The organism is Variovorax sp. OK212 (assembly GCF_900112425.1).
Lineage (GTDB): Bacteria > Pseudomonadota > Gammaproteobacteria > Burkholderiales > Burkholderiaceae_C > Variovorax.
This window is the reverse complement of record NZ_FOLP01000010.1, coordinates 14,479-26,878: the sequence shown is the minus strand read 5'-3', so window position 1 is coordinate 26,878 and position 12,400 is coordinate 14,479. Positions and strand designations below refer to the sequence as shown.

Genomic DNA, 12,400 nt, shown 5'->3' with positions numbered 1-12,400 from the left:
AGGGATCGATTCAATAAACCAGTTGTGCGCCGCCCTGGCACGTGAGCCGTGCACCCACTTCGGTCTTTGCGAGATCGATGCCGAGCGCGGTGATCAATGTGTTCACCAGGGGGTCGAGGAGAGGCGAGAGAACCGAGGAGATCACCTGGCGCAGCAGACCGACGACCACGTCGATGGTGCTGCCGATTCCCACCAGCAGGTCGCCCAGCGCACTGTCGACCGAGGGCTTGTACATGTGGATGTCGATGCTTGCGAGCGTCTGGCTCAGGCTGCCCACGAGGTTGCTCGCGACGACGGGCTGGTACGGCGTGGGCAGCTGCGCGGCCGAGATGTCGGGCAGGTTGCCGTCAGCGGGCGCCGCGAACTGGAGCGTGTCGCTCGAGCCCAGCACGGGCGTGTTGGTCATCAGGCCGATGCCGCCGCCGGCAAAGGCCTGGCGATCGGCCGTGTTCTTGTCGGCGACCCAGGTGTTCCCCTTCTTCCACGAGTAGGAGCAAAGCACCAGGCAGGTCTTCTTGACCGTCAGCGAACCGATATCGACCAGCGGAATGGGCTCCACGTTCGGCGGGTCCTTGCTGGAGAAGGCTTGCTTGGCGGCGTCCGCGGCACTGGTGCCGATCTTCCCCACGCGCAGCGTGGCGGCCGAGGTGTCCGCAATCACGGACAGCGTCTTGCTGCCGTCGGCGGGGCAGCTGTATTTGTCGACGCGCGCCTTGCCCGCTGCCACGTCGAGGTTGATGTCGATGCGAAACGGCGACGACACCAGGCGCAGGTCGGTCACCTTGCTTTCGCATCCGATGCAGATCACGTTGCTCAACACACCCACCAGGTCCAGATGCAGAAGGCTGTTGAGCAGGTCGGTCACGGGCTGCGTCAGCTTGAGCACCTCGTTGACCAGGTTGGTAATGCCGGTCAGCGCGCTCGTGAAATCCACCGAAATGAGCGCACGCACCTGGGCCGTTCGCACGCGAATGCCGTTCTCGCCCATCGGGTCGAGCATGGCCAGTTCCGGGTTGCCGATGGCCGAGGTCTGCGGCGGCTCGATGACCTTGACGGTGGTGACCACGTTGGCAAGGCCCAGCAGGTTCGAGGGGGCGCTGAGCGACACGGCATTCTGGCTGTTCGCCAACTGGACGAACGCCTGGGTCAGCTGGAACGCCTGCAGGTTGAGGTCCAGCGCGCTGCTGGGCGTGCCCGTGGCAACGCCGAGAATCTCGGCAACGCTGAGCTGGACATTGGAGACCTGGGTCGTCAGCCCGACCATGTCGTTGAAGCCGCTGAGGGCCACGCCCGCCAGCGCGCCGTTTTTCTGCAGAACCGTGGCCAGTGCCTGCAGCAGCTTTCCCGCCGTGACCTTCGAGTTGAGCACCTGCTCGTACTGCCCCGCCTGCAGGCCGACCTCGAGCGCAATCGCATCCAGGAACGACAGCAGGTTGACCTGGGTGGTCACGAGGCCCTGCCAGCCGGCCACGGTGAGCGCCACGCTGCCGCCCAGGAGCTTTCCGAAGACGGCGTCCAGCAGTGCGGACTTGCTGGCATCGACGGCCAGCAGCGTGCTCCGGATGCTGAGCACCGCCTGCGGAATCGACTGGTAGGCGACGGCTGAAACGACGATCGAGTGCTGGGCGTTTCCGGTGAACGAGAGCGGCAGCATCGACGGGCGCCGCGTGATGGAGACGCGCACCGCATTCAGCTTCTCCCCGGCATTCGGCGCGCCGAAGTGAATGGGGGGCGCACGAAACACCGGGTCCCAGTTGCCGCACTCCACCTCGGCGTCCGTCAGCGGATCGACGCCGACCGGGAAATTCTTCGCCGCGTTGGCCTTGGCCGCTTGCTGTGCGGGGCTGCAGGCGGAGGGCTGGAGTGCCTGGGCTCCCGCCAGGGCGGCAAGGTCGACTGTCTTCTGGAGCTCCCGCTTCATGAAGAACAGATAGCCGAGCTCCGTGCTGATCAGAACGATCAGTATCAGGCTCATGGCGATGGCCGTGTTGACCACGATCGAGCCGCGATGCCGTTGGCGGGATGATTCCGATGGGTGTCTCATGTCGTGCCTTTCAGGACGGAAGCACGGCGGTTGTCTTGCCGGTCAGTGTGTCCGGCATCCAGCGGCTGGTGTCCAGGAGAGGCAACGAGGGCAGCAGGCGGTTGGCACTGTACGGATAGGCCACGGTCACGACCGCGCCGGTGGCGGGTGACGAACCTCCCGCGCCCGTGAGCAGCACGCTGACGTTCACGTGGGTCTTGATCCAGCCGAGGCGGCTTGCCATGTCGGCATTGCTGGCCTCCGGCACGACGAGCGAACCCGCCAACGATTCATGGATGATGCTCTGCACCCGCTGCGTGCGAATGCTCTCGTCGGAAAGACCCATCATGGAAGGCTGCGACAGCGCGCGCGCACCGTCTTCGGCAGCCCGCGACACGGCCTGCTGCACGTACAGCACCGAACCGAAGGTGGCGATGCCGTAGATGACCAGGAACAGGAACGTGAACGTGAACGCGAACTCGATCGCTGCAACGCCGCGCTGGCGATACGGGCCGCACCGGCCGCTGTGTGCGAATCGGGCCTGTTGCAGTGCCATCGTCGGGTGCTTCCTCACGGCGACCTCCCGTCGAGCAGCATGCTCGCCTTGGCGACCAGTGTGTCGGGCACTGCGAATGCGGGCAGCGGCGGCAGCATGTCCTTCAGGCCCGACGCCGTGATGGTGACCACGATCTGGCAGCGCTGTTCCCAGAGGATGCTGCACACACGGGTGGCCGAACAGTCGTTGCTCGCCACCTGGCAGATCCTGGCGTCCACGGTGGGCGCAACGGCCAGCAGGCCGCTGGCCTGGTCGCGTGCGACGTCGTGCGCCTTGGTGGCTCGCGTGGTTGCGCTGACCTGGTAGCGAAGGGCAGCGCGCGCGCCGTCCTCCGCGGCGTTCTGCAGGCCGAAGCGGATCGCGAAGAGAACGCCGTAGCAGATGATCGCGTAGAGCAGCGTGAAGAAGATCAGGAACACGACGGCGAACTCGATCGCATAAACGCCGCGCTGGTGGCGCGGGTTCGTCCGGGGGCGCGAGAGTCTCATGGCGTTCCGTGATTCGAAGGGCAGGGCGCGCAAGCGCTACCGGCTGCCGCTCGAGCTGTTGCCACCGGTCTTGACGGTGGAGTTCAGCCGTTCGGGAATCGGGTATTCGAAGCTCTTCAGGTAACGCTCGTAGCTGCGGCGCGCGACATCGCCCGCAATCGGCCGCGCCGTGGGCGATGCGATCGCGCCGTCGCGTTGCCATGCGAGCAAGCTCGTTGCGGCGTCACCCACCTGCAGCGGCGGCGCTTCGTCGTACGGCGCATCTTCCTCTGCCGTTGCCTGGGGCATGCCGTCTTGTGCGGGTGCACCCGTGTTCTGGGCGGCGGGTGCCGCCGGACGCGCTGCGTCGGCCGATGCAGCAGCCACCGGCTTCGCCTCGACCGCGGCTGGCGCGCCCTGTGCCGAGGCGATGGTGGCGATCAGCGCGAGAGAGATTCCGGCCAGCGGCCAGGCGGCGCGCAGTCGGGGAAAGGTGTTCTTCATTCTGTACCTCGTGAGATCGAACTGCGGGAAGTCGCTGCGCCTGCATTGGCTTGCTGGCCGCCCATGCCGGGCCAGCGCGCGGCCTTCAGCTTGAGCGGCGTCGCGTTGTCGTCGGGGGGCGAGGCTTCCACCTTCACTGCCCGCGGTGCCGGCTGCGCCGCTGCGAGGGGCGCGGTGCCCAGCTGTCGTGCGCTTTCGCGGATGGCAGCGCGTGTTGCGGGCGACATGCGATGGACTTCCATCAACGCATCGGCTTGCGCCTTCTGCTGCGTGACTTCGAGGTACAGCGCAAGATTGGCTTGCGCCTGGGGATTGTCGGAGCGCAGTTGCAGGGCCTGCATCAAGGGCAGGCGTGCCTGAGCGATGAATCCGGCGCGCAGGTTCGCGTAGCCCAGGTCGCTCAGCAGCACGGCATCGGTGGGGTTGCGGCGTTGCGCTTCCTGCAGCAGTGCAACCGCCGCGGGATAGTCGCCGCGGCCGCCCGCGAGCAGGCCGAGCCCGTGGTAGCCGGCGCCCTCCAGGGGCGTGCCGATCAGGCGCTTGTAGGCCGCTTCGCTGCCTGCGGTCTCGCCGGTCTGGCGCAACGCGTCGGCACGCATGCGGCTCGATTCGGGAGACACGCCCCAGCGCTGCTCGAGTGCGTCGATGTGTGCGAGCGAGGCGAACCACAGGCCGTCCGTCTGCATCTGCTCGACCAGCTTCATGTAGGTTGCAACGGTGTCGATGCTCGCCGCGTTCTTTTGCGTCGCGGCGGTCTCCGCGGCCATTCGCTGTTGCGCATCGGCGGCCGCCGGGTACAGGCCCTTGGGCCCACCGCAGCCGGCCAGCGCAAGGAGAGCGACGAACAGCGCGCCGGTGTACCTGGCGTCTTGCAGGAATGAGTTCATTTGGACATGGCTCCCAGTGAACGGATGATGGCGATGAAGCCTGGGCCGGCGGTCACGATCACGAGGGCCGGCAACAGCGTGCTGACCATCACGCCGGTCATCTTCACCGTGATCTTGCCGATGCGCGCCTTCATCTCCGACTTGCGGTGCTCGCGCAGCCGGTCGCTGAAGATGCGCAGGGGTTCCTGCACGGCGCCGCCGTGGCGATCGACCTGCACGAGCAGGGAGACCATGCCCGCCAGGTTCTCGTTGGCGTGCAGCGTGCCGAGGCGTGCAAGCGAATGCTCTCGGGTGCGGCCGCGGCTGTACTGGCTGTTGGCGAGCGTCAGCTCGTAGCCCAGCACAGGCATGACGTGCGCGAAATCGGTGGCCATGATCTGCAGGCTCTGGTCGAGGCTCAGCCCCACGCCTTGCAGCAGCCGCAGCAGGTCGATGAAAAGCGGCAGCTCATGCGCCACCCGCTCGCGCCGTTTGGCGGCCATGCGGCCTAGCAGCCATTTCGGGAGCATGAAACCGATGGCGATGCCCGACGCCGCAATGATCGTGAGCTTTCTCGTCGATACCTCTCCGGGCCAGAACAACAGCGCCACCGTGGGCAGCAGGATCGCCAACCCGACACGCGTCACCAGGAAAACGAGCTGGGACCGCGCCGAGGAAAATCCGCACTGGTCGATCAGGCGCCGGTCTTCGTCGGCGACCAATGCCTTGCCGAGCCGGCTGTTGAGCCAATGCAGCGGCAGGTCGGCGTCCGCGCGTCTTGCGGCCTCGACCTCCGACAGTCCATCGACGGCCGGCAGGACGGCCGCATCGTCGCGGTGAAGCGCGCGGCCGATGGCCTTGCCGCGCTGCGCGCGCCGGAACTCGTTGACGAGCAGCCCGGCGGCCGCGGTGCAAAGGCCCAGTGCCTGCAGCATGAGGCTGCCGATGGCGAGCTGCGTGGGAGTGAACGTCATGTCAACCTCGCCAGGCGATAGAGCAGCACGGTGCCCAGCAACTGCAGGCCCACCGCGCCGAAGATCATCATCTGGCCTGTGGGGTCGTGCCACATCCGCAGGAAGTAGCCCGGGTTGGAAATGATGATGAAGCCGCCCACGCCCAACGGCAGCAGGCCGAGGATCCACGCCGAGAGCCGTGTCTCGGCCGACATGGCGACGAGTTCGTGCTGGGCTTGCTCGCGGTCGCGCATGAAGTTCGCGACGCGCTCCAGCAGCAGGTCCGCGCGGCCGCCGTAGCGCACGCCGAGGCCGAGGATGGATGCCAGGAGGTACATCTCCTCCACGCGCACGCTGGCCGCCGTCTGGTGCAACGCACGGTCGAGGTCCACCCCCGCGCGCACGAGGTTCGCCGCGCGTTCGAGATAGTGTTGCAGCGGCGCCTGCGTCGACGGAATCGCCAGCTGGAAGGCCGCCTGCGTCGAATTGCCGATGGTGATGAGGCGCACCATCGCATCGATGAACGTGGGAAGCTGGCTGACCAGGTGGCGGCGGAACTTCTGGAGCCGAAGCCACAGGCCGAACACCGACAAGGCCAGCAGGACCACGAACGTGCCGACGGCGCTGATCCATCCGGCGAGCGAGCCGGCCACCGTGCTCAGGGCCAGGATCAGGACGGCGGCCAGTGCGATCAGCTGCACCGACACAGCGCCTTCCAGCCAGGACGGCAGCAACGCCTGCAGGCGTGCCTTTCGGTTGGGCACCACCGGCGGCTCGCCGTCGGCATTGATCCACGGATCGGCGGCCATGCCGTTGCCGGGCGCGTCGATGAACGAGGTGCGTGGCGAAGCCGACAGCGAAGCCTCCACCGCAACGGCCACGGCCTTGGCCTCGAGCTGCTGGGCCAGATGGCGCTGGACCGCTTGCCGTTCCTGGCGCCCGCGCGCCCATTGCCAGAGCAGCATGCCTGCCGCTGCGAGCAGCAGCGCAAGGCACAGGATGCTCAGCAGGATCTCATCCACGACGATCCCCTTGCGCGCGCGTCATCAGCTGGCGGAAGCGCGTGATCTTCGGCGAGTGAGGCGCAATGCCCAGGGAGATCCAGCGGTCGCGTTCTTCGCCGTCCGGCGACACGATCGGGTCGTAGCGGTACAGCTCCTGCATTGCCACGACGTTGTCGTTGACGCCGGTGATTTCGCTCAGCGACACGATGCGCCGCTGGCCGCCCGACATGCGGCCGATCTGCACGATGAAGTCGATGGCGTTGGCAATCTGGCGGCGCAGGCTCACTTCGCTGCCCTGGTAGCCCGCAAAGCCCGCAAGCATCTCCAGGCGGTAGAGGCATTCGCGCGGCGAGCTGGCGTGGATGGTGCCCATCGAGCCTTCGTGGCCGGTGTTCATCGCCTGCATCATCTCGATGACTTCGGCGCCCCGCACCTCGCCCACGATGATGCGATCCGGCCGCATGCGCAGGCTGTTGCGCAGCAGGTCGCGGATCGAGACCACGCCGGTCCCGTCGAAGCCGCCGGGGCGGCTTTCGAGGCGCACCACGTGGGTGTGGCCCAGCGAGAGTTCGGCCGTGTCTTCGATCGTGATCACCCGTTCGGCCGGCGGGATGAAACTCGCAAGGGCGTTGAGCAGGGAGGTCTTGCCCGAACTCGTGCCGCCGCTGACGAGGATGTTGCAGCGCGAGCGCACGGCGATCTCGAGCAGCTGGGCCATGCCGGCATCGAAGGTACCCAGCTTGACCAGGTCCGCGGGCGTGAGCGGTTCCTTGCGGAACTTCCGGATCGACACCGAGAGCCCGTCGATGGCCAGCGGCTCGATGATGACGTTGATGCGCCCGCCGTCGGGCAGCCGTGCATCGACCATCGGGTTGGCTTCGTCGAGCCGGCGGCCCAGCGGCGCGAGGATGCGGCGCACGATGCGCATCACGTGCTCGGTGTCGGCGAATCGCAGCGTCTCGCGTTCCAGTATGCCGTTGCGCGACACGTACACGTTCGTGTGGCCGTTGATCAGGATGTCTTCGACGGCCGGATCGTTGAGCAGGTCCTCCAGCGGCCCGAAGCCCGCCAGTTCCTTGGTGAGCGCATCGGCGATGAGCTGCATCTCGCGGTCGTTGATCGGCACGCGGCGCAGGCGCACGAAGCTGTCGACTTCCAGTTCGACGAACTGCTGGATCGATGCGCGCGACCAGCGGCCGAACTCCGCGCCGAGCTCCTCGATGCGGCTGAGCAGGTGGTCGTGCGTCCAGCTCTTGATGTCCTGGAACTGCTGCGAATTGATGAATGCCTGATCGTCGTCGGCAAATTCGATATCGGTGGACATTGGCTCAACTTTCGTTTGAACTCTTCCAGAGCCCGGTGATTTGCGACATCAGTGCAACCCAGCGCTGATCTTTCGCCGGCGGTTGGCCCGACGCGGCCATGTACTGCTGGTGCAGGCTCCGGGCGAGGCCCGTGACGGCCTGCGCGTAGGGGTCGTTGCGCGAGGTCCGCACCAGCATTTCGCCGCGGCTCGCCGCGGCGAGCAGCTGCGCGCTGCGAGCGGGCAGCACATGCAGCAGCGGCAGCTCGAGGCGCTCGGCAATGTCCTTCGCCGACAGGCCGACGTGGCTGTCGAACTTGTTCACCACCAGCGAGAGCTGCTCGGTCTCGATGCCGCGCGCGCGGAGCTCTTTCAGCAAGTTGGCAGTGGAGACGATGGCGCCGATGCTCTGGTCGCACACGACCCAGGCCTGCTGCGCTTCGCGCAGGGTCTGCGCGATGAAGTCGATGGTCGAGAAGCCGCCGAGATCCGCGATCTGGAAGTCGAAGAAATCGGCAAGCCTCTTGATGAGCGCGACGGAGTCGGCATGCGAGATCTCGCGCACCTGCGCGAGGCTCGCGGGCAGCGGCAGCACGGCCACGCCGCTGGTGTGGTGCGCCAGCGCGGTGTGCAGCAGCGTCTGGTCCAGCCGCCGCAGGTTGCGCACGCCGTCGACGAAGCTGAACCCGCTCTGCGTGTCCAGGTACAGCAAGCCGTCGCGTGCGGGCAGGCCCAGGTCGAGCAGGGCCACGCCGTGCCGCGTGGCGCGCGACGGCGGCCGTGCGGGTGCCTGGGCCAACTGGGCGTTGAGCATCAATGCCAGGCTGGTGGCCAGCGTGGTCACGCCCAGGCCGGCACGCGCGCCCAGCAGCGCGAGCGTGCTGCCACGGCTGCCGCCCTGCAGGCTGCTGCGCCGCTCGAGCAGCGTTTTCAATGTGCTCACGGCCTCGGCCGGCGCCGCCGCGACGTCGACGAAATCGTCGACGCCGGCGCGCAGCGCCGCGAGCATCGCAGCGGGCTCGGCCGACGTTCCCATGGCAAGCACCGGCAAGGCGGGCCAGTCCCGTTTCAGGCGCTGGTGAAGCTGGCCGGCACCGGCCATCTGCTCGGATGAGAAGTCGATGAATATGGCGACCGGCCCGAGCAGCGCGATGCGCTCGTCGATCGACTGGGTGTCCGGGGCAAGCACGACCACGGAGCCCAGTCGACCGAGCGCATCGGTCAGCCACGTGATGTGGCTGCCGTTGCTCGAGGCGAACAGGTAGGTCTCGGCGCCCGTTTCTGGAATGCTGTCGCGTGGTGCGTTCATGAGGTCAGCATTTCTGGCGTTCAAGCCGGTGTCTCTTCAGCGCGAGAAACCAGGAAGCGCGGTGTTGGCTGCGCCACCCAGGAAGATCGAGCGCCACACCGCGCCGTCGCGTTGTTCGGCGGTGCCCGGCAGGAACGGAGCGAGATCGGTGTTGCGGGCGATCGGCTTGACCAGGTGCGGCGTCACCATGATCACCAGCTCCTTCTCGCTCATCTGGTACTTGTTCTGCCTGAAGAACGAACCGAGAACCGGAATGTCGCCGAGCAGCGGCACCTTGTCGACATTGGACGACGTGGTGCGGCTCACCAGGCCGCCGATGACGAAGCTCTCGCCGTCTCCAAGCTCGACGGTGGTGTCCGCGCGGCGCGTGGTGATGGCGGGAACCGCAACGCCGTCGATGCTCAGTGCGTTGGTGTAGTCGAGGTCGCTCGCTTCCGGCGCGATCTTCAAGACGATGCGTTCGTTCGACAGCACCGTGGGGGTGACCGACAGGCCGATGCCGAACGGCTTGTACTCGATGGTGGTGGCGCCGAGGCTCTGCGGCACCGGAATCGGCAACTCTCCGCCGGCCAGGAAGCTCGCGCTCTGGCCGGACATCGCCACCAGCGTGGGCTCGGCCAGCACGCGGGCGAGGCCGTTGCCTTCGAGCAGGTTCAGCGTCAGCGACATGCCGCGGCCCTTGTTGGCATTGCCGAAGCCCAATGCAAGGCTGAACGCATCGGCCAGCACGCCGCTCGGCGTGCTGTTGCTGAAGCTGAAGCCGTGGCTGTTGGGGCCGTAGGAGGAGAGGTTGAAGCCCGCTTCCTTCAGCACGCTCCGGCTGAATTCGACGACCTTGACCTCGACCTGGACCGTGTGGCTGCGAACGTTGACGACGGAGCGATCGACCAGCGCAGTCTTGTCGTCGGTGCTGGAGAGGGCAACGTCGGTGGCTTGCTGGTGCGCGGGAAGGCTGTCGGTGGAGCCCGTCAGCACCGCCGCGCGGCGCCGTACTTCGACGGCATACGTGGTGGCTGCGGCATTGCCTTTTTCCCAGACCATCAAGGTCGTGCGGCCGGCCGCCTTGCCCGTGATGATGAGTCGCGCGCCGGCGGAGCCCACCGCCTTGCGCGTGAGCGTGACACCGACCACCGCCTCGTCGGCGATGGCCATGCGGTCGATGCCCTTGTCGACCAGCAGTTCCTGCTGGGTTCCCGCCTGCATCACGAGCGGCACGGGTTGCTGACGAGCCGCAGGGGTTTTCGTCTCGGGGCCTGCGGCCTGCGAGAGCGGCGTCAGGAGGCTGAAGGAGGTCAGGCACAGCGCAACGAGCGCGAGACGAAACGGGGGCCGCCGATTCCTTGCGGATTGGCAGGACAGGTGCGGCATATGTTTTCTTTCTTGAACTTGGACGGTCATGGGGTCTGGCCGATCAATAGCGCATGGTTTCGCTGCGCTCGCCGCGGATCACTTCGACTTCGGTGCCTCCCCGTGCGGAAGAGGCGCCGCGAGGGCCCGGGGTTGCCGGCGCTGCGTTGCGGGCCACGGCGTTCGCGCGGCGCGCGCTGTCGGCCGTGCCGCCGGAAACGAAATCCACCGCGGCCAGGCCGGCCTGTGCCTTGTCCAGCCCTTCGAGAGGGGCGCGTCGCGGTGCGCCTGGCTTGGCGGGCGCAGGTTGCAATGCGGTCGGCAGCTCCGCGAAGAGCTTGGGATCGGGTTCGGCCACGTCGTTCGGATTGCGAAGTGCCAGCAGCAGCCGCCCGCTCGATTCGCCGATCGTCAGGCGATTGACTTCGTCGACCGTGACCGCCAGCACGGCGGTTCTTGCGGCTTCCGTGCGTTGCGCCGGCGGTTGTGCCGTGCCGGCCTTGGCGTCCGCGCCCTTGGGCGGCAAGCCGTCGACGGAGGCACTGCCGAATGCCAGTACGCGCTTGCGTGCGAGCAGCAGCCGCGCCTGGCTCCGGTCGATGTCCTTGCTGTCCGCCTTGAGCATCACGAAGACGTCGACGAAGTCGCCGGGCTGTACCTTGTTGCCGACGCCCATGATCTCGTCGGCCTTGACCGCCACCGCGCGCTCGCCTTCCGCCACGCGCAACGCGAGTCCCGAGACCAGTTGGCCCTGGAGCAGCGGCGTGCCCTCGCCGAGGTCCATCACCGGCACACGGCCGACGGCCTCCGATGCGTCCTGGAAGGCGCCGGCGGGATTGATCGGCAGGCGCTCGACACGCAGCGCGTTGGCAGCAATGGGTTGTCCCGCCGGCAGCGGCTTCGATGCCACGACCACCGCATAGGTCATCACCACCTGGGTCTTTGCGGGAACCGCTGCCGCGGCCGTTGCCGTCTTTTCAGGCGCAGGGGCCTGGCGGCTGAGCATCCATGCATAGCCGCCGAGCGCGATGGCAAGCAGCACGAGGATGGCGGCGACTATCTTGGTGAGATGGATCATGAGCGGCGTGTAGAAGAAGGAAGGTAGGCAACGGAAATCGGACCACCGGCGGCATTGCCGCGGCGCGTGCGATCAACTCTGTCGCCCCCAGATCAGCCATGCCGCGGTGGCCAGCGCCAGATAGGCTGCATAGGGAACGACACGAGGCCGGCGCCCGGACGGCGCCGTGCCGTCGGCAGCAGGGCGTTGGTGCGCGAGCATCAACGCGAGCCGGGGAAACACGGGCCAGCGGTGCAGCGCCAGCCAAAGAATGCCGTGGAGGGCGGCAATGAGGCTGCCGCCGACCCAGATGGGGATGAGTGCCATGGGGCCGACCCACAGGCCGAGAGCGCCTGCGAACTTCACGTCGCCCGCTCCCATGACGCCTGCGGCGTGGAAAAGAAGGAGTGCGCCGAATCCAACGGCGAAGCCGAGCAGTGCGTCCGTCCAGCCGAGGCCCACGGGCTGATGCCCGAAGGCGAGTTGTGCGAGCGCCGCCGCGGCGCCCGCCAACACGAGCCAGTTGGGAACAGTGCGCCTGCGGAAGTCATGGACGGCAATCAGGGCCAGCCAGATCAGCAGGACGGAATCCGCGCGCAAATCAATCCTTGGTAGGAAGCTTGCCTCCGATATACGCGAACATATCGATCAGCGCCTTGCCGATACCGGTGGTTTCGGAAAAGATCCCGATCAGGATGATTGCCATCAGGCCCGCAATAATTCCGTATTCAATTGCGGTAGCACCTTCTTCATCGCGCCAAAAACGAGCAATAGAGCTGAGCATGATTTCCCCTTCCAGGAAGTGTTAACAAAGGCTGACGACATGAATGTTATACAGCGTAACTCTGTGTATCAACAAGAGAAACTACCAAGTCGTAGCCTTTTGGCGTGCTAGCCGAAAGGAGTAAGCAGGATGGCTGCCAGCCTTTTTCCGGCCGATCCCGGCGCGGGCCGGGTCAGCAGGTCGATGGCGGTCAGGTTGATTTTTCCCTCTGTAAGCACTGTGTTACC

13 protein-coding genes are annotated in these 12,400 nt (G+C 66.7%); all 13 read right to left on the bottom strand.

The window, feature by feature from the left end; translation table 11 throughout:
* Nucleotides 1-10 precede the first annotated feature (10 nt).
* The 13 genes from BM004_RS25265 to BM004_RS25205 all read right to left on the bottom strand — a co-directional run bounded on the left by BM004_RS25265 (nt 11) and on the right by BM004_RS25205 (nt 12,173).
* A complete protein-coding gene (locus tag BM004_RS25265) occupies nt 11-2,044 on the bottom strand; it encodes a TadG family pilus assembly protein (RefSeq protein WP_093130377.1) in 2,034 nt (677 codons plus the stop codon).
* 10 nt (nt 2,045-2,054) lie between these two features.
* Nucleotides 2,055-2,579 (bottom strand): TadE family protein, encoded by a 525-nt coding sequence (locus BM004_RS25260; protein WP_093217794.1) that lies wholly within the window; start codon nt 2,577-2,579, stop codon nt 2,055-2,057.
* A 14-nt stretch (nt 2,580-2,593) separates the two neighbouring features.
* Nucleotides 2,594-3,067, bottom strand: a complete 474-nt coding sequence (locus tag BM004_RS25255) for a TadE/TadG family type IV pilus assembly protein (protein WP_093130375.1) — start codon at nt 3,065-3,067, stop codon at nt 2,594-2,596.
* Between the two features lie 36 nt (nt 3,068-3,103).
* Nucleotides 3,104-3,550: a DUF3613 domain-containing protein gene (locus tag BM004_RS25250; RefSeq protein ID WP_093217793.1), complete on the bottom strand. Its 447-nt coding sequence runs from the start codon at nt 3,548-3,550 to the stop codon at nt 3,104-3,106.
* Entirely contained in the window at nt 3,547-4,437 is an 891-nt protein-coding gene (locus BM004_RS25245; RefSeq protein ID WP_093217791.1) for a tetratricopeptide repeat protein, read from the bottom strand. Before BM004_RS25245 ends, BM004_RS25250 begins: the two co-directional genes overlap by 4 nt.
* A complete protein-coding gene (locus tag BM004_RS25240; RefSeq protein WP_371270533.1) occupies nt 4,434-5,351 on the bottom strand; it encodes a type II secretion system F family protein in 918 nt (305 codons plus the stop codon). The genes BM004_RS25245 and BM004_RS25240 overlap by 4 nt, the downstream gene beginning before the upstream one ends.
* A 35-nt stretch (nt 5,352-5,386) precedes the next feature.
* Nucleotides 5,387-6,391: a type II secretion system F family protein gene (locus BM004_RS25235; protein ID WP_256220043.1), complete on the bottom strand. Its 1,005-nt coding sequence runs from the start codon at nt 6,389-6,391 to the stop codon at nt 5,387-5,389.
* A complete protein-coding gene (locus tag BM004_RS25230; protein ID WP_093130372.1) occupies nt 6,384-7,697 on the bottom strand; it encodes a TadA family conjugal transfer-associated ATPase in 1,314 nt (437 codons plus the stop codon). The genes BM004_RS25235 and BM004_RS25230 overlap by 8 nt, the downstream gene beginning before the upstream one ends.
* 4 nt (nt 7,698-7,701) lie before the next feature.
* Complete coding sequence (locus BM004_RS25225) at nt 7,702-8,985, bottom strand: CpaE/TadZ family protein (protein ID WP_093130371.1); 1,284 nt, start codon at nt 8,983-8,985, stop codon at nt 7,702-7,704.
* 36 nt (nt 8,986-9,021) lie between these two features.
* On the bottom strand, nt 9,022-10,188 hold the full coding sequence (locus tag BM004_RS25220) for a type II and III secretion system protein family protein (RefSeq protein ID WP_371270530.1): 1,167 nt from the start codon (nt 10,186-10,188) through the stop codon (nt 9,022-9,024).
* A 208-nt stretch (nt 10,189-10,396) separates the two neighbouring features.
* Nucleotides 10,397-11,410 carry a Flp pilus assembly protein CpaB gene (cpaB, locus tag BM004_RS25215; protein ID WP_093217787.1) on the bottom strand — a complete coding sequence of 338 codons (1,014 nt, stop codon included), beginning with the start codon at nt 11,408-11,410 and terminating at the stop codon, nt 10,397-10,399.
* Between the two features lie 72 nt (nt 11,411-11,482).
* Complete coding sequence (locus BM004_RS25210) at nt 11,483-11,989, bottom strand: A24 family peptidase (RefSeq protein WP_256220042.1); 507 nt, start codon at nt 11,987-11,989, stop codon at nt 11,483-11,485.
* Between the two features lies 1 nt (nt 11,990).
* Nucleotides 11,991-12,173 (bottom strand): Flp family type IVb pilin, encoded by a 183-nt coding sequence (locus tag BM004_RS25205; RefSeq protein WP_093130368.1) that lies wholly within the window; start codon nt 12,171-12,173, stop codon nt 11,991-11,993.
* Nucleotides 12,174-12,400: the final 227 nt, after the last annotated feature.

Excerpts from the sequence above, each read along its gene's own strand:
- BM004_RS25255 (WP_093130375.1), bottom strand. The coding sequence starts at position 3,067 with ATGAGACTCTCGCGCCCCCGGACGAACCCGCGCCACCAGCGCGGCGTT.
- BM004_RS25240 (WP_371270533.1), bottom strand. The coding sequence starts at position 5,351 with ATGCTGCAGGCACTGGGCCTTTGCACCGCGGCCGCCGGGCTGCTCGTC.
- BM004_RS25250 (WP_093217793.1), bottom strand. The coding sequence starts at position 3,550 with ATGAAGAACACCTTTCCCCGACTGCGCGCCGCCTGGCCGCTGGCCGGA.
- BM004_RS25245 (WP_093217791.1), bottom strand. The coding sequence starts at position 4,437 with ATGAACTCATTCCTGCAAGACGCCAGGTACACCGGCGCGCTGTTCGTC.
- BM004_RS25230 (WP_093130372.1), bottom strand. The coding sequence starts at position 7,697 with ATGTCCACCGATATCGAATTTGCCGACGACGATCAGGCATTCATCAAT.
- cpaB (WP_093217787.1), bottom strand. The coding sequence starts at position 11,410 with ATGATCCATCTCACCAAGATAGTCGCCGCCATCCTCGTGCTGCTTGCC.
- BM004_RS25205 (WP_093130368.1), bottom strand. The coding sequence starts at position 12,173 with ATGCTCAGCTCTATTGCTCGTTTTTGGCGCGATGAAGAAGGTGCTACC.
- BM004_RS25265 (WP_093130377.1), bottom strand. The coding sequence starts at position 2,044 with ATGAGACACCCATCGGAATCATCCCGCCAACGGCATCGCGGCTCGATC.
- BM004_RS25260 (WP_093217794.1), bottom strand. The coding sequence starts at position 2,579 with ATGGCACTGCAACAGGCCCGATTCGCACACAGCGGCCGGTGCGGCCCG.
- BM004_RS25220 (WP_371270530.1), bottom strand. The coding sequence starts at position 10,188 with ATGCAGGCGGGAACCCAGCAGGAACTGCTGGTCGACAAGGGCATCGAC.
- BM004_RS25225 (WP_093130371.1), bottom strand. The coding sequence starts at position 8,985 with ATGAACGCACCACGCGACAGCATTCCAGAAACGGGCGCCGAGACCTAC.